The organism is Streptococcus sp. 2579 (assembly GCF_013277195.1).
Lineage (GTDB): Bacteria > Bacillota > Bacilli > Lactobacillales > Streptococcaceae > Streptococcus.
In genome coordinates this window covers 26,075-43,122 of record NZ_VMMM01000003.1, presented here as the reverse complement: position 1 = coordinate 43,122, position 17,048 = coordinate 26,075, and the positions used below count along the sequence as shown (strand labels likewise).

Here is a 17,048-nt window from a genome sequence, read left to right as displayed (position 1 = left end):
TTAGTTTTCTGTGATAACTCTGGTTTGGACGAACTCAGAAGAGTTCTCCGATAAGTTTGCCATACCTAAGAAAAATGATTCAAAGAATAACTGGGTCATTTCTCTCTGGTGTGAAGGCAGGTCTTTTGGAATCTCAACCATCAGATAGCCACCTTCATCTTCGTTTAATTCTAGGATTGGTTCATAGCCTGCAAATTTCTCAATGGAATTGATAAAGTTAATGGCAAGCGTAGAAACCGATGCACACACGACATCTAAGCCGTATTCGCCACTCTCGGCGTGTCCAGTAATTTCCGCACTCCTCAGCTCGCCATCTTCGGCTCTCTCAAAGACTGCCTGTATCATGTGTTCTCCTTAAAATTAAGCGTTAATTGCGTTGATGACAACTTTTGTATATGGTTGACGGTGACCTTGTTTACGGTGGCTACCTTTTTTAGGTTTGTACTTGTAAGTAACAACTTTCTTTTGTTTTCCTTGTTTTTCAACAGTTCCAACTACAGTAGCTCCAGCAACAAGTGGAGTTCCGACAACAGTGTTTTCACCACCAACAAGAACAACTTCGTTAAAAGTAACTTCTTGACCAGCTTCAACGTTCAATTTTTCAACGTAAACTGCTTGACCAACTTCAACTTTAACTTGTTTTCCGCCAGTTTTGATAATTGCGTATGTGCTCATTATGCACCTCCTATGATTTTTATGGGTTTCCCCGATTTTTTGTGAAGACTCGCCTAGCATCGTGGGACGAACCACTTAAACTTGAATAATCAAGCAACGATGTTCGTGCGGTTGCACAGGAACGTGCATAGTCAACTCTCTAAGTATAGCATATCTCCTATTTTCTTACAAGTAATAACACCTAAAATGAAGCTTTTTCTTTTACTTGCTAACTTCTCAAAGTAACTTCCACTTGCCTGACCAAAGTGGAAATTAGTCTAAAACGGATTTTTATGGTGGAATTAAGTGTGAGACGTTTGAGTTAGAAATGAGGCTCACTATGACAAAACATAAACATCTTACCCTTTCAGACCGTAATGATATCCAACTGGGCTTAGAGAGCGGTGAAACCTTCAAAGCTATTGGACAGTCCATTCTAAAAGATCCAACAACCGTTTCCAAAGAAGTCAAACGAAACAGACAAGTCCGAGAGTCTACATGCGATAACCTTCCTTGCCCTCTACTCGATAAGGCTCCCTTTGTCTGTAATGGATGCCCTAAAAGAAGACAGAATTGTGGCTATAAGAAGATTTTATACCTCGCTAAACAAGCTCAAAAGCAGTACGAACAAACTCTTGTCGAATCTCGTGAAGGAACTCCTCTCAATTCCAAGACCTTCTGGGACATGGACAAAGTCATTTCTGATGGTGTTAAAAAGGGACAACACATCTATCATATCCTCAAAACTCATAACCTTGATGTCAGCTCCTCAACCGTCTATCGACACATCCGAAAAGGATACCTATCTATCGCTCCTATTGACCTAGCCAGAGCCGTTAAATTCAAAGAAAGACGGAAAAGTAAGCTACCTTCCATCCCTAAAGAAGCTAAAAAAGGCCGTTCCTATGAGGATTTCCAAAACTATTTAGCACTGAATCAACTAGACTCTTGGCTGGAAATGGACACAGTTATGGGGAGAATGGGAGGTAAAGTCCTACTCACCTTCAATCTATCTTTCTGTAACTTTATCTTCGCTAGACTTCTGGATAATAAAACTGCCCTTGAGGTTACCAAACATCTCTATGACATCAAGAACACTCTTCACCAAGCGGACAAAGATTTCTTCCAACTCTTCCCTGTCGTCCTGACAGATAATGGTGGAGAGTTTGCCAGGGTCGATGATATCGAAATGGATGTGCGAGGGGAGAGTAAACTCTTCTTTTGTGACCCTAATCGCTCTGACCAGAAAGGGAGAATTGAGAAAAATCATACGCTGATTCGCGACATTCTACCTAAAGGAACTTCTTTTGACAATTTAACTCAAGAGGACATCAATCTCGTCTGTTCGCATGTCAACAGTGTCAAACGTGCTACTTTGAATGGAAAGTCAGCCTATGAACTCTTTGCATTTACCTATGGAGAAGAGATTCCTAAGCTTCTCGGCATTTCTAAAATACCTGCAGAAGACGTCTGTCAGTCGTCTAAATTACTCCAACATAAGTTCTAAAAACTAACCTTTAACCGCATTCAAACGTCTCACACTAACTTCCACCATAGCGGAACTTAATCTGAAACGCTTTCAGATGAGGGGATTTTGTGCGCTCTTTTTTTCAATTCATTTCGGCTACAAAAGCGATGAAATCAAGCATGTTTAAAACCAGTAGAACTTACCCTGACACGGATTTCCACTGGTTTTTACGATTTTTATCAGACTAACTTCCACTTGGATTAGCAGTGGAAGTTAGTTTGGGAATTTACCTTTTCTTTTACTTTTTTCCGCCACGAGGCAAAAAGCATACTGAGATAAAAAATGCTCATCATAATAGGAACACCAAGAATGGTCTTTTCATGATAGAAAATCGTCAAATAAGCTGAAAAGACAACACCAAGGACAAAACTACTAAGCAGGCTAACAAATATGAAGCCTTCACGTAAAAAAGGAGTGTGCTTGGTCCGGAAATAATCTCCAAAAGCTAACATCGTCCGTTTGATATTCCCTGTCATAAAGGCATTATTGTAGGCAATACCCGAAACCTCACCAAAGGCAGTTGTCACCAAGCCCATACAAAAGGCTAAGGGCGGTACTAGATAGATATTATCTACAGTTTGCGGCACAAAACCAATAATGATTGATAGTATTGCCAAAGGAATCAGTGACAGAATCGGTTTTTTTACAATTCTCAATTTTTCCTTATAAATGGTTAGTAAAAAAACTCCCAGCATAAACGCTATTAAGGTTAAAAGCTTATCCCTAACATCCGAAACATTATTTTGTATTAGCTCCACCGAAAGAAAGACAACATTTCCTGTTTGTCCAGCTACAAGGGTATTCCCGCGAACAATAAAAGTATAAGCATCTACATATCCAGCACAAAACGTCAAAAAAAGTGCTAACCTTTTAGACTGACGTGATATTTTTCTTATAGGTAATAACCTCATTTTCCCTCCCATTGTATTTTCTCTTAGAATATTGTACCATTTTCTTTCTAAAAAATCGTAGGCTACCATTTAGATTTTACTATTAGCATAAAAATAATAATAGACAACTATTTATCCAAAAATAGATAGAGGTAACATGTTTGTAAACAAAGCATACGAACCTTTAGTAAAATCATTTCCATGAAACTAGAATAGAGCCCCTCTTAGCAAAAATCATTATTTTAATTTATTTCTAATCACTCCTTGATATAAATAACTCTCACCAATAAAAGACTATGTCTTAAAAAAATGGTATAATAAAATCAGTACTTGGGCTTGATGGCTATGCTACTAATAACAATTAGGAGAGAAAATCAGGCACTTGTTAACAACAAGGATTATCCCCTTGAAACGAAAGGAACTTTAGAAATCTTATGATGAACATGCAAAACATGATGCGCCAAGCACAAAAACTTCAAAAACAAATGGAACAAAGTCAAGCTGAACTTGCAGCTATGCAATTTGTTGGCAAATCTGCTCAAGACCTTGTCCAAGCGACCTTAACTGGAGATAAGAAAGTTGTCAGCATTGACTTTAATCCAGCTGTCGTTGACCCAGAGGACCTTGAAACTCTTTCTGATATGACCGTTCAAGCCATCAACTCTGCTCTTGAACAAATCGATGAAACTACCAAGAAAAAACTGGGTGCTTTCGCTGGGAAATTGCCATTCTAAAAACAAGGACCTAGAACAATACTTGTCGATAACAAAGGCTAAGAAAGGTGCAAAAATTATAAAAAACGCATAATAGCAGGTGTCAAAAACACTCAATATTATGCGTTTTCTAATGAAAAAATTCTCTTTTCATACTCATTTAATACTCTTCAAAAATCAAATTCAAACCATATCAGCGTCGGCTTGTCGTACTCAAGTACTGCCTGCGCCTATCTTTCTAGTTTGCTCTTTGATTTTTATTGAGTATAAAAAGCCTCTTCCCAAGGGAAAGAGGACTAAATCTTATTGATGAACAGCTTGAGCTGCTGTGATAAGAGTCAAATTGTAAACATCTTCTGCACTACATCCACGTGAAAGGTCATTAACTGGCTTATTCAAACCTTGTAAAACAGGTCCCACAGCTGAGAAACCACCGAGACGTTCTGCAATCTTGTAACCGATATTTCCAGCTTCGATACTTGGGAAAATAAATACAGTTGCTTGTCCAGCAACTTTACTTCCTGGAGCTTTTAAAGCTGCCGTTTCAGGGTGGAAGGCAGCGTCAAATTGCAATTCCCCATCTATTTCAAGATCTGGGCGTAGTTCGTGCGCACGTTGTGTAGCTGCTACTACCTTATCAACGTTATCACCAAAACCAGAACCTTTACTTGAATAGCTCAACATAGCAATTTTTGGTTCTATACCAAACATTTTCGCAGTGATTGCTGAATTAATCGCAATTTCAGCCAAGGCATCTGCATCAGGATTGATATTGATAGCACAGTCACCAAATAGGTAACGTTCTGAACCACGAGTCATTAGGAAGGCACCTGAAGTACGAGTAACATTAGGACGAGTTTTAATGATTTGAAGGGCTGGACGAACTGTTGCAGCAGTTGAGTGAAGTGCACCTGAAACCATACCGTCAACCAAGCCCATATATACTAGCATTACACCAAAGTAGTTAACGTCTTCACGTAAGAGTCTAGTAGCTTCTTCTTCTGATATCTTACCGTTTCGACGTTCAACGAGCGCAGCAACCATTTCGTCAAACTTAGCGTAGTGGTCAGGATCGATGACTTCATAACCCTCGTGAATCCCTTCAATTTCAAGGTAAATTTTAATTTTTTCTGGTTTACCAAGCAAGACTGGAATAACATCTGTTTCTTTTACCAAGCGTTTCGTAGCTTGAAGAATACGAGGTTCTTTTCCTTCAGGTAGAACGATGCGGACATTTTTACCAACTAGGTTGGCTCTTAGACTTTCAAAAACTTCCATGAGTTTTCTCCTTTAAAATAATAAATTATACTCTAATATATTTTATTGAGTATTAGTTGATAACTGTTTAATAAGGTTACTGAAATCATCCGGCAAGAGACTTGATACCTGCAAGTCTTGCTCTAAAAATGGATGATAAAAGGATAGGTAATGGCAATGCAGGGCCTGACGTTGAATGCCGTCGTCCAGACTACCTCCGTACAAATCATCGCCCAACAAAGGGAAACCAATATGAGAAAAATGGACTCGGATTTGGTGGGTACGTCCAGTATGCAGGCGAATGTCGACCAAGTGGATATTTCCATAAGAAGCGACAATCTTGTAGGAAGTATGGGCGTACTTCCCACCTTTAGCTACTCTTCTAGTGATAATAGAGTCTTCATCACGCGCAATCGGAGCAATAATTTCTCCTTCAGGCTCTAAATATCCATCTCCTTTAACCAGAGCAAAGTAGCGTTTTTCAATGGACTTCTTCTGCAACTGCTTGTCTAATCGTGCATGGGCATAGCCGTGCTTGGCAAAGAGCATCAAGCCAGAAGTATCTCTATCAAGCCTGGTTACAATGTGAACCTGCTGATTTTTATAATTTTGCTTGACATAGTAACCCTTGATAAAATTGGCAATGGTATTGGAGTGGTTGACACTAGGAATAGACGCCACTCCATAGGGTTTATTCAAGACTAGAAAGTGGTCATCCTCATAGAGAATATCCAGTGAGCGCTCGATAGCTTCCAGAGTTTCAAAGCCTTCCTCAGCGGGAATATCAATAGTAACGCGGTCCCCAATATCCAATAGATATGTTGCATTTTGCGGTTGGTCATTGACCAGAATAGCCCCACCTCGAAACTTAATCTTGGCCAGCAGCCCCTTAGAAACCTCGTGCTTTTTTAAGAAGGTCTTAACCTTGATATGTTCATCTGCGATAAATTCAAACCTCATTCGTCCACCTCGCCGATAAAGGCATCCTTAACGCGGTTCCAGAAACTGGTATGGCTAGGAGTCGCGACAAAGTGAATCTTATGATGATCAATTTGATACTCGATTCGCTCGATACTACGAAAAGAATAGACACTATTGTCAACCGAAATGGTGTGGTAATCATTTCTTGTTGGAATGAGTTCAATCTTATCCTTCTTAGGCACAATAATGGAAGAGCCCAGCGTTCGATAGACACGATTATTAAGGCTGGCAATTTCCGTTAATTGCAAAGCTTCAATGGTAGGATGTAAAACAGCACCACCAAGAGACTTGTTATAGGCAGTACTACCAGTCGGTGTCGAAACTGTTAGCCCGTCTCCACGAAAACGTTCAAAGGGAACACCATTGATGACAATATCTGCCACCATGGTTCGATCAGACCTGCGAATGCTGGCTTCGTTGAGGGCACGAAAAATCTTGACCTCTCCATTTCCAAGAAAAACCTTCACATTTAGAACAGGGTAAGAAACCCTTGCTCCGGTATCTAGCTGCAAATTGGTCATTAACTTATCCAACTCAAAATCACGATAATCGGTATAAAAGCCCAGATGTCCTGTATGAAGACCGATAAAGCGTACCTTATCAAGTTGGTCTTCGTACTTATGAAAGGCCGACAAGAGCATGCCATCTCCACCAATGGAAATGACAATGTCCGGACTGCTATCATTGAGTATAAACTGATTTCTCTTCAAACGATCTCGCAATTCATACAAAACCCTTTGACTCTGCGGTTTTCTATTGGCTATCAGATCAATTCGTTTACCTGTATTCTTCATCTGTATCGTCACTGTTTCCTACACCGTCATTTAATTTTCTACTCAAGGGATCAAAAAGAGCCTGGGCTTCCTGGATATCATCACGAATTTCACCCATTTCTTCATCCAACTGATGGGCGATTCTAGCTGTAATTTCCAGTCGCTTCTTAATCTCATCTGGGAAATCCCCTTGGTACTTGTAGTTGAGAGAATGTTCTATCGTTGCCCAGAAATTCATGGCCAAGGTACGAATTTGAATTTCTGCCAAAATGGTCTTGGCTCCATTGATGGTATCAACCGTATATTCTACTACCACATGATAGGAACGGTAGCCTGAAGCCTTTCGATGAGTAATGTAATCTCGCTCCTGTATGATTCGCATATCCTGACGCTTATGCAAAATCTCCACTACTTCCTTGACGTCATCTACAAACTGAACCATCACACGTAAGCCAGCAATATCCTGCAAATCGTGCTCTAAGGTCGCATAAGTAATGCCACGACGAGCCATTTTTTCTTTGATGCTCTCAATTGGCTTGACCCGACCCGTCACAAACTCAATCGGAGAATGCTTATTTTGCTTACGATATTGCTTGCGAATACCACGAAGTTTAATCTTTAACTCACCAACAGCTTGAATGTAAGGATCTAGAAATTCTTCCCATTCTAAGGTCATATATTCTCCCTTGTTCTCATATTATCCGTCAAAAATATCTTTGATTTTTTCTCCAGATTCATATACAATAAATACAATGCTTATTATACCATAAAATAAAACAATCTCCGATTTCAAAATTGAAGGTGGAGATTGTTCAAAATATAGGTCGAAAAGAATAATAAGAAATTTAGAGATATTCAGTTGACTTACACCACCATACTTAGCCTATATTTCAGTACCTTACTTTAAAAGATAACACCTATAGACTAATCATAGAACTAAAAAGTTTCTTTCTCCCAGCCATCTTCTGTACGATGACGGTAGAAAAACTCTGACTTGTTCGGAGCTTCCATCATCTCCATCAAGGGTAACATATCATAGGCCAGATCCAAGTTTGTAATCTGGTCTTTTTGCACCCAAGAAACTTCTCCCTCTTCTGAGGATTGAAGGGTACCAGAGAACTCAGTCGCCTTATAACAAATGACAATGTAGCGCCCACCTGTATCCAGTGGCCAATTTTTAATGCCGACAAGTTGAGGATTTTGGATAGTCAACCCTGTTTCTTCATATATTTCACGAATGACAGACTCCGCAAAAGCCTCACCATTTTCAATATGACCTCCAGGAAATGCATAACCAGACCAGCGATTGGTTTCAGGAGAGCGATACTGCATCACCACGCGCTGGGTTTCTAGATCTTCAATCAGACAAATATTTGTTAAAATCGTTAATTGGGAACGGGACATAAATTTACTCGCTTTCTAATTTATTAAATTTTCAGACTTACTACCAGAGACATTAGCTTTTACTTTTTAAAATTGTTTAGTATTGAAATACCATTCGTTTTTCCTTTATAGGCTTTCCAAGTTCAAGTATTTTTTCTTGTCCATCAAAAGTAAAACCCATTTTTTGATAGAAAGCAATGGCGCGCTTGTTATCTTTCAATACCCATAAGAAAATTTCAGAAAAATGATTAAGAGCAGTCAAAGCTGCTTCCATTAACTTTTGTGCGATACCTTTTCCATAATAGTCTTTTAAAACATATAAAGCAATAATTTCACCAGCTTGAATAGTCTCATCACGAAAATTGCCATAACTGATAAAACCAACCACCTTCACGCCATCCATCGCAATCAATGTATTTTCTGGATACTTTTGACTAAAGAATCGACATCTTTCTAATGTCATTGTATCCTGAAATTCCGCAGGCAAAAGGTCATCATAAGACTCTCTCCACGTTTGCCAGTGAACGAGGGATTTGCCTTCTATCTCTTCAGGAGTTTCCATTGATTTGATAATAACCGTCATTTATTTTCTCCCAGTCTTCTCTCAAAATACCATATTTAATACTATCAAAATATTTACCTTGATAATAACGAACTTTTGGAATATGAGCTTCTTTTTTCATTCTTAATTTTTCAGCAAGTTTCATCATACCAAGATTTCCTGACCAAGTTGTCAAAACCAGATGCTCCAACTCCAAGTAATCCTGAAACGTCCTATCTATCCACTGCAACATAGCAACTTTCCCAATACCAGTGTTCCAGAATTTTTTATCATAAATACCAATTCCCAATTCCATCCATCTTGTTTCTTTACATACCCAATAACGCGAAACAGTCCCAACTAGTTTATCATCAACAAAAATACCAAGGCGATTTGAGTTGCTTAAAATGGATTCTGATTTTTGTAGTTCGAATTCTTTAAAATTTGAAAAATACTGATAATCATCATAATAGGGAGCATCATACTGTTTCCAAACTGGATTAAGCTGTGAATAAGCCATTTCCCATAAAGACATCAAATCTTCTTTCTTTAACTTTCTTAAATAAATCATACTATTCCCCTAATCCAAGGCCTTGACTTCCAACATCATATCACGGATCTGAGCCGCCAGTTCAAAGTCAAGCACTTCGACGGCTTCTTGCATTTGTTTTTCTAGTTTCTTGACGAGTTCTTTGCGCTCTTGTTTGTTGAGGCTATTGATGTCGACTTCCTTGTCCTCTTCCTTAGCAACTGCCTTGGTCACGGCAATCAGGTCACGGATTTCTTTCTTGATTGTCTGTGGTACGATACCATGCTCTTCATTATAGGCCATCTGAATTTTCCGACGGCGGGCAGTTTCATCGATAGCACGTTGCATAGACTGGGTAACCGTATCTGCATACATGATGACATGACCTTCACTGTTACGGGCGGCACGCCCAATGGTCTGGATGAGTCCACGCTCGTTACGAAGGAAACCTTCCTTGTCAGCATCGAGAATGGCAACCAAGCTAACCTCAGGAACGTCAATCCCTTCACGAAGGAGATTGATTCCAACCAAGACATCAAAGACACCCAAGCGGAGATCACGGATAATCTCCGTCCGTTCCAAGGTCTTGATATCCGAGTGCATGTACTTGACCTTGATGCCCATTTCCTTGAAATAGTCGGTCAAGTCCTCTGCCATTTTCTTGGTCAAGGTGGTGATAAAGGTTCGTTCATTCTTTTCAACACGGGCATTGATTTCACCTAAGAGATCATCAATCTGTCCCATAGTCGGACGGACTTCCACCTCAGGATCCAAAAGCCCTGTCGGTCGAATGATTTGCTCAATCACCGTCTCAGTCTGTTCATTTTCATAGTCACCAGGTGTCGCTGATACGTAAACAATCTGATGCACATGGCTTTCAAACTCCTCACGACGGAGAGGACGATTGTCCAAGGCAGACGGTAAACGGAAACCATAATTTACTAGCATTTCCTTACGCGAACGGTCTCCATTGTACATGCCTTTTATTTGTCCCATAGTCATATGACTCTCGTCAATCATAATCAAAAAATCATCTGGGAAAAAGTCGAGAAGCGTATAAGGAGGCTCACCTTCACTACGTCCATCCATGTGGCGAGAATAATTTTCAACCCCATTTGTATAGCCCATCTCGCGCAGCATTTCGATATCGTACTCTGTCCGTTGTTTCAAGCGCTGGGCTTCAAGCAATTTACCTTCCTTCTCAAAGACAGCTAACTGCTCTTCTAATTCTGCTTGAATCTTGGCAACGGCAACTTCCATATGGTCGTCATTGGTCACAAAGTGAGTAGCTGGGAAAATCGCCAAATGATCCACCTCTCCCAATACCTGACCTGTCAGAGCCTCAACCTCACGGATACGGTCAATTTCGTCTCCAAAAAATTCTACTCGAAAGGCATGTTCATCTCGGGAAGCTGGGAAAATCTCTACCACATCCCCACGAACGCGAAATCTTCCGCGTTGGAAATCAATATCATTACGTTCAAACTGAATATCGACCAAGTCATTCAAGAGTTTATCACGAGAAATCTCTAGACCAGGACGGAGACTAACGACACTATCAGCGTATTCCTTGGGCGAACCCAAACCATAGATACAAGAGACTGAGGCCACGACAATAACATCATTACGCTCCAAAAGGGCTGAGGTAGCTGAGTGGCGAAGCTTGTCAATCTCGTCATTGACAGAACTATCCTTCTCAATATAGGTATCGCTAGAAGGGACATAGGCCTCTGGCTGGTAATAATCATAGTAGGATACGAAATACTCAACTGCATTTTCAGGGAAAAATTCCTTAAACTCCCCATAGAGCTGACCAGCCAGAGTTTTATTGTGGGCAATAACCAGAGTTGGTTTATTGACTTTAGAAATGACCTGACTCATAGTATAGGTCTTCCCTGTTCCAGTCGCCCCCATCAGAATCTGAGCTTTTTCTCCCCCCTCAATGTTATCCACCAACTGCTCGATAGCTTGGGGTTGATCTCCTGATGGTTGATATTTTGATACTAGTTTAAATTGATTATCTGTAATGTGATTGATCATAAGAATCCTCTCTCCATGTGCTATTCCTATTTTAGCATACTTATAGTATTTTCACGAAGAAAAGGACGGACCGAAGTCACATCCTTTCATTTTCTTTCTTTAATTTATTAGCAAGATAGACAATCAGCAGTAGTAATACCAGACTTGTCATAATGGAACCTTCTATGCCAAAAGAACCACCTGATAGCCAATCTTGATTGCCTTGTGGTAAAAAGGTCATCAGAGACGTTCCTGACGGTTGACCACTAACTAAAATCCCAAAGAGATTACCCTGAGCAAAATTCCAAGCACCATGAATACCTGCAACACCCCAAACTGTATCAGTTTTGAGAAGATAAAGAGCCATGGCAACTCCGAATAAAAAGAGATTTACTAGAGATAGAGGGGTGAGGCCAGAATTGCCCATATGAAGCAGGGTAAAGAACAGGCTAGATATAAGAATAGCTAGTTTTAGATTGGTTCTTGAGGCCAATTGAGGAAGTAGCCAAGCACGGGCCACCACTTCTTCTGCTGTCCCCTGTAAAATCCAAAATGGGATAGTAAAGACGACAAAGGCAAGAGAATAAGGATTCAAGTGAATGGATTCCAAACGATATTGACCTAAGACCACTAAACCTAACAAGGTCAGAAGAAAAAGTGCCAAGCCTAGACTAAATCCTTTCAGAAGATTGCTGAGGAAATTCTCTCTATAAAATCCCAAGGTTCGAATAGGTCTTTTCTCAACTTTTCTTGTCCATCTGAACACAGTGTTAAGAATAAAACCAAAGGCCAGTAATCCTAAAATTAAACGAAAGTCACTTGTTTTATCCGTCAAGCTCTGATGCAAGGTCTGCAAGTAGGTTGCAAGATTTTGACCAGCCTCTCCAAAATTTCTAGCAAGTCCGATGAGAGCTAACAAGCCAATACCATACAAAGTAAAAGCCACAAACTCTCCTATGAAGACAAAAACAAAGGCTAACAAGGGGCTTGTGTAAATGTTTAAACTCATTTTTGAAGCTTGGAAGTCTTTAAATATTCTTTTGTTCTTCATATCCCCGTCCTCTTTTCTTCTATATATACTATTATTATAGCACTTTTTAATAGCAATTCAAGAAAGAAAAGGAAAAATCAATGTTATATTTTCTGACACGAAAAATATAACAATTTGCCTTTTTTTACTTTTTCTGATATAATGAGAGAATATTCGGAAAAGGAGACTAAAAATGAAGAAAAAATTTCTAGCATTTTTGCTAATTTTATTCCCAATTTTCTCATTAGGTATTGCCAAAGCAGAAACGATTAAGATTGTTTCTGATACCGCCTATGCACCTTTTGAGTTTAAAGATTCAGATCAAACTTATAAAGGAATTGATGTTGACATTATTAACAAAGTCGCTGAGATTAAAGGCTGGAACATTCAGATGTCCTATCCTGGATTTGACGCAGCAGTCAATGCGGTTCAAGCTGGGCAAGCCGACGCTATCATGGCAGGGATGACAAAGACTAAAGAACGTGAAAAAGTCTTCACCATGTCTGATACTTACTATGATACAAAAGTTGTCATTGCTACTACAAAGTCACACAAAATTAGCAAGTACGACCAATTAACTGGCAAAACCGTTGGTGTTAAAAACGGAACTGCCGCTCAACGTTTCCTTGAAACAATCAAAGATAAATACGGCTTTACTATTAAAACATTTGACACTGGGGATTTAATGAACAACAGCTTGAGTGCTGGTGCCATCGATGCCATGATGGATGACAAACCTGTTATCGAATATGCCATTAACCAAGGTCAAGACCTCCATATTGAAATGGATGGTGAAGCTGTAGGAAGTTTTGCTTTCGGTGTGAAAAAAGGAAGTAAATACGAACACCTGGTTACTGAATTTAACCAAGCCTTGGCTGAAATGAAAAAAGATGGTAGTCTTGATAAAATTATCAAGAAATGGACTGCTTCATCATCTTCAGCAGTGCCAACTACAACCACTCTCGCAGGATTAAAAGCTATTCCTGTTAAGGCTAAATATATCATTGCCAGCGATTCTTCTTTTGCACCTTTTGTTTTCCAAAATTCAAGCAACCAATACACTGGTATTGATATGGAATTGATTAAGGCAATCGCTAAAGACCAAGGTTTTGAAATTGAAATCACCAACCCTGGTTTTGATGCTGCTATCAGTGCTGTCCAAGCTGGTCAAGCCGATGGTATCATTGCTGGTATGTCTGTCACAGATGCTCGTAAGGCAACTTTTGACTTCTCAGAATCATACTACACTGCTAATACCATTCTTGGTGTCAAAGAATCAAGCAATATTGCTTCTTATGAAGATCTAAAAGGAAAGACAGTCGGTGTTAAAAACGGAACTGCTTCTCAAACCTTCCTAACAGAAAATCAAAGCAAATACGGTTACAAAATCAAAACCTTTGCTGATGGTTCTTCAATGTATGACAGTTTAAACACTGGTGCCATTGATGCCGTTATGGATGATGAACCTGTTCTCAAATATTCTATCAGCCAAGGTCAAAAATTGAAAACTCCAATCTCTGGAACTCCAATCGGTGAAACAGCCTTTGCCGTTAAAAAAGGAGCAAATCCAGAACTGATTGAAATGTTCAACAACGGACTTGCAAACCTTAAAGCAAACGGTGAATTCCAAAAGATTCTTGACAAATACCTAGCTAGCGAATCTTCAACTGCTTCAACAAGTACTGTTGACGAAACAACGCTCTGGGGCTTGCTTCAAAACAACTACAAACAACTCCTTAGCGGTCTTGGTATCACTCTTGCTCTAGCTCTTATCTCATTTGCTATTGCCATTGTCATCGGAATTATCTTCGGTATGTTTAGCGTTAGCCCATACAAATCTCTTCGCGTCATCTCTGAGATTTTCGTTGACGTTATTCGTGGTATTCCATTGATGATTCTTGCAGCCTTCATCTTCTGGGGAATTCCAAACTTCATCGAGTCTATCACAGGCCAACAAAGCCCAATTAACGACTTTGTAGCTGGAACAATTGCCCTCTCACTCAATGCGGCTGCTTATATCGCTGAAATCGTTCGTGGTGGTATTCAGGCCGTTCCAGTTGGCCAAATGGAAGCCAGCCGAAGCTTGGGTATCTCTTATGGAAAAACCATGCGTAAGATTATCTTGCCACAAGCAACTAAATTGATGTTGCCAAACTTTGTCAACCAATTCGTTATCGCTCTTAAAGATACAACTATCGTATCTGCTATCGGTTTGGTTGAACTCTTCCAAACTGGTAAGATTATCATTGCTCGTAACTACCAAAGTTTCAAGATGTATGCAATCCTTGCTATCTTCTATCTTGTAATTATCACACTTTTGACTAGACTAGCGAAACGCTTAGAAAAGAGGATTCGTTAATGGCAAAATTAAAAATTGATGTAAATGATTTACACAAGCACTATGGAAAAAATGAAGTCCTAAAAGGAATTACGACTAAGTTCTATGAAGGAGATGTTGTTTGTATCATCGGTCCTTCAGGTTCTGGTAAGTCAACTTTCCTCCGTAGCCTCAATCTTTTAGAAGAAGTCACTAGCGGTCACATCACTGTGAACGGCTATGATTTAACTGAAAAAACAACCAATGTTGACCACGTCCGTGAAAATATCGGCATGGTATTCCAACACTTCAACCTCTTCCCTCATATGTCTGTATTGGACAACATCACCTTTGCTCCTATTGAGCACAAGTTGATGACTAAGGAAGAAGCTGAGGAATTGGGAATGGAGTTGCTTGAAAAGGTTGGACTAGCAGATAAAGCTAATGCCAATCCAGATAGCCTATCAGGTGGTCAAAAACAACGTGTGGCCATCGCTCGTGGCCTAGCAATGAATCCAGACATCATGCTCTTCGATGAACCAACTTCTGCCCTTGACCCTGAGATGGTTGGAGACGTACTTAACGTTATGAAGGAATTGGCTGAGCAAGGCATGACCATGATTATCGTAACCCATGAGATGGGATTTGCTCGTCAGGTTGCCAACCGCGTTATCTTTACTGCAGATGGCGAGTTCCTTGAAGACGGAACACCTGACCAAATCTTTGATAACCCACAACACCCTCGTCTGAAAGAGTTCTTAGATAAGGTCTTAAACGTCTAAACTCAAACTGTAAGGATTTCCTTGCAGTTTTTCTACCTCGTATTGGAATTTTTGATTTTTCGGAAAATTATGTTAGAATTAAGTTTATGAAATGAGGTTTCCTCATACCTAGCAAGACTAGGAATAAAAATAGAAATTAGGTAGCTAGATGTCATCTAAGGTTATTGTTACAATTTTCGGTGCGAGTGGAGACCTGGCTAAACGCAAGCTCTACCCTTCCCTTTTTAGACTATATAAATCCGGCAATCTTTCCAAGCACTTTGCCGTTATTGGAACTGCCCGTAGACCTTGGAGTAAGGAATATTTTGAATCTGTAGTTGTCGAGTCCATCCTTGATTTGGCAGATAGTACCGAGCAAGCCCAAGAATTTGCTAGCCACTTCTACTATCAAAGCCATGATGTCAATGATTCGGAACATTATATTGCTTTGCGTCAATTACAAGCTGAGCTTAATGAAAAATACCAAGCTGAACACAATAAGCTCTTCTTCTTGTCTATGGCACCTCAGTTCTTTGGAACCATTGCCAAACACCTCAAATCTGAAAACATTGTCGATGGCAAAGGTTTTGAGCGCTTGATCGTTGAAAAACCATTTGGTACAGATTACGCAACTGCAAGCAAGTTGAATGACGAACTCCTAGCAACATTTGACGAAGAACAAATTTTCCGTATCGACCATTATCTTGGTAAGGAAATGATCCAAAGCATCTTTGCAGTTCGCTTTGCAAACTTGATTTTTGAAAACGTTTGGAACAAGGATTTTATCGACAATGTTCAAATTACCTTTGCGGAGCGCTTGGGTGTAGAAGAACGTGGTGGCTACTATGACCAATCCGGTGCCCTCCGTGACATGGTCCAAAACCACACTCTACAACTTCTTTCGCTCCTCGCCATGGACAAACCAGCAAGCTTCACAAAAGACGAGATTCGTGCTGAAAAGATTAAGGTCTTTAAAAACCTCTATCATCCAACTGATGAAGAACTCAAAGAACACTTTATCCGTGGGCAATACCGCTCTGGTAAGATTGATGGCATGAAATACATCTCTTATCGTAGCGAGCCAAATGTGAATCCAGAATCAACAACTGAAACCTTTACATCTGGTGCCTTCTTTGTAGACAGCGATCGATTCCGTAGTGTTCCTTTCTTTTTCCGTACAGGTAAACGACTGACTGAAAAAGGAACTCATGTCAACATCGTCTTTAAACAAATGGATTCTATCTTTGGAGAACCACTTGCTCCAAATATTTTGACCATCTATATTCAACCAACAGAAGGCTTCTCTCTTAGCCTAAATGGGAAGCAAGTAGGAGAAGAATTTAACTTGGCTCCTAACTCACTTGATTATCGTACAGACGCGACTGCAACTGGTGCTTCTCCAGAACCATACGAAAAATTGATTTATGATGTCCTAAATAACAACTCAACTAACTTTAGCCACTGGGATGAAGTTGGTGCGTCATGGAAGTTGATTGATCGTATTGAAAAGCTCTGGGCTGAAAATGGTGCCCCACTTCATGACTATAAAGCTGGAAGCATGGGACCTCAAGCCAGCTTTGACCTACTTGAAAAATTCGGTGCCAAATGGACTTGGCAACCAGATATCGCCTATCGTCAAGATGGTCGCTTAGAATAAAAAAATTTCCTGCAA

17 protein-coding genes and 1 other annotated feature are annotated in these 17,048 nt (G+C 39.9%); of the genes, 5 read left to right on the top strand and 12 right to left on the bottom strand.

Annotation, left to right across the window (positions count from 1 at the left end; all coding sequences use genetic code 11):
• Together HT725_RS01010 and rplU are read right to left on the bottom strand one after the other, a co-directional pair.
• A complete protein-coding gene (locus tag HT725_RS01010; RefSeq protein ID WP_000613699.1) occupies positions 1–345 on the bottom strand; it encodes a ribosomal-processing cysteine protease Prp in 345 nt (114 codons plus the stop codon).
• A 15-nt stretch (positions 346–360) separates the two neighbouring features.
• Positions 361–675 (bottom strand): 50S ribosomal protein L21, encoded by a 315-nt coding sequence (gene rplU, locus HT725_RS01005; protein WP_000109141.1) that lies wholly within the window; start codon positions 673–675, stop codon positions 361–363.
• Between the two features lie 35 nt (positions 676–710).
• Positions 711–798 (bottom strand) — a sequence feature (ribosomal protein L21 leader region).
• 196 nt (positions 799–994) lie between these two features.
• On the opposite strand from rplU, the gene HT725_RS01000 reads away from it, so the two are divergent.
• Complete coding sequence (locus HT725_RS01000) at positions 995–2,161, top strand: IS30 family transposase (protein WP_173252899.1); 1,167 nt, start codon at positions 995–997, stop codon at positions 2,159–2,161.
• 221 nt (positions 2,162–2,382) lie between these two features.
• On the opposite strand, the gene HT725_RS00995 is transcribed toward HT725_RS01000, so the two are convergent.
• Complete coding sequence (locus HT725_RS00995) at positions 2,383–3,105, bottom strand: YoaK family protein (protein ID WP_173217894.1); 723 nt, start codon at positions 3,103–3,105, stop codon at positions 2,383–2,385.
• 401 nt (positions 3,106–3,506) lie between these two features.
• On the opposite strand from HT725_RS00995, the gene HT725_RS00990 reads away from it, so the two are divergent.
• Positions 3,507–3,806 (top strand): YbaB/EbfC family nucleoid-associated protein, encoded by a 300-nt coding sequence (locus HT725_RS00990; protein WP_000981526.1) that lies wholly within the window; start codon positions 3,507–3,509, stop codon positions 3,804–3,806.
• 282 nt (positions 3,807–4,088) lie between these two features.
• Here the strand turns inward: HT725_RS00990 and pta are convergent, their stop codons facing one another.
• From pta to HT725_RS00945, 9 genes are all read right to left on the bottom strand, one after another.
• Entirely contained in the window at positions 4,089–5,063 is a 975-nt protein-coding gene (pta, locus tag HT725_RS00985; RefSeq protein WP_173217834.1) for a phosphate acetyltransferase, read from the bottom strand.
• Between the two features lie 42 nt (positions 5,064–5,105).
• Positions 5,106–6,002 carry an RluA family pseudouridine synthase gene (locus HT725_RS00980; RefSeq protein WP_173217832.1) on the bottom strand — a complete coding sequence of 299 codons (897 nt, stop codon included), beginning with the start codon at positions 6,000–6,002 and terminating at the stop codon, positions 5,106–5,108.
• On the bottom strand, positions 5,999–6,817 hold the full coding sequence (locus HT725_RS00975) for an NAD kinase (protein WP_000799049.1): 819 nt from the start codon (positions 6,815–6,817) through the stop codon (positions 5,999–6,001). Before HT725_RS00975 ends, HT725_RS00980 begins: the two co-directional genes overlap by 4 nt.
• Complete coding sequence (locus HT725_RS00970) at positions 6,801–7,472, bottom strand: GTP pyrophosphokinase family protein (RefSeq protein WP_000171681.1); 672 nt, start codon at positions 7,470–7,472, stop codon at positions 6,801–6,803. Before HT725_RS00970 ends, HT725_RS00975 begins: the two co-directional genes overlap by 17 nt.
• 260 nt (positions 7,473–7,732) lie before the next feature.
• Positions 7,733–8,200, bottom strand: a complete 468-nt coding sequence (locus tag HT725_RS00965; protein ID WP_173217830.1) for an 8-oxo-dGTP diphosphatase — start codon at positions 8,198–8,200, stop codon at positions 7,733–7,735.
• Between the two features lie 76 nt (positions 8,201–8,276).
• Positions 8,277–8,762: a GNAT family N-acetyltransferase gene (locus HT725_RS00960; RefSeq protein ID WP_173252898.1), complete on the bottom strand. Its 486-nt coding sequence runs from the start codon at positions 8,760–8,762 to the stop codon at positions 8,277–8,279.
• A complete protein-coding gene (locus HT725_RS00955) occupies positions 8,728–9,291 on the bottom strand; it encodes a GNAT family protein (protein ID WP_000639832.1) in 564 nt (187 codons plus the stop codon). Before HT725_RS00955 ends, HT725_RS00960 begins: the two co-directional genes overlap by 35 nt.
• Positions 9,292–9,300: 9 nt before the next feature.
• Complete coding sequence (gene uvrB / locus HT725_RS00950) at positions 9,301–11,289, bottom strand: excinuclease ABC subunit UvrB (protein ID WP_000607035.1); 1,989 nt, start codon at positions 11,287–11,289, stop codon at positions 9,301–9,303.
• A 76-nt stretch (positions 11,290–11,365) separates the two neighbouring features.
• Positions 11,366–12,319 carry a CPBP family intramembrane glutamic endopeptidase gene (locus HT725_RS00945; RefSeq protein WP_000792121.1) on the bottom strand — a complete coding sequence of 318 codons (954 nt, stop codon included), beginning with the start codon at positions 12,317–12,319 and terminating at the stop codon, positions 11,366–11,368.
• 172 nt (positions 12,320–12,491) lie between these two features.
• Between HT725_RS00945 and HT725_RS00940 the strand changes: the two genes are divergently transcribed.
• The 3 genes from HT725_RS00940 (at position 12,492) to zwf (ending at position 17,033) form a co-directional block, all read left to right on the top strand.
• The gene (locus HT725_RS00940) at positions 12,492–14,657 is read left to right on the top strand and encodes an ABC transporter substrate-binding protein/permease (RefSeq protein ID WP_000726258.1); all 2,166 of its coding nucleotides are present in this window, start codon (positions 12,492–12,494) and stop codon (positions 14,655–14,657) included.
• A complete protein-coding gene (locus HT725_RS00935; RefSeq protein ID WP_001096313.1) occupies positions 14,657–15,397 on the top strand; it encodes an amino acid ABC transporter ATP-binding protein in 741 nt (246 codons plus the stop codon). Before HT725_RS00940 ends, HT725_RS00935 begins: the two co-directional genes overlap by 1 nt.
• A gap of 148 nt (positions 15,398–15,545) precedes the next feature.
• Complete coding sequence (zwf, locus tag HT725_RS00930) at positions 15,546–17,033, top strand: glucose-6-phosphate dehydrogenase (protein WP_000096145.1); 1,488 nt, start codon at positions 15,546–15,548, stop codon at positions 17,031–17,033.
• Positions 17,034–17,048 lie beyond the last annotated feature (15 nt).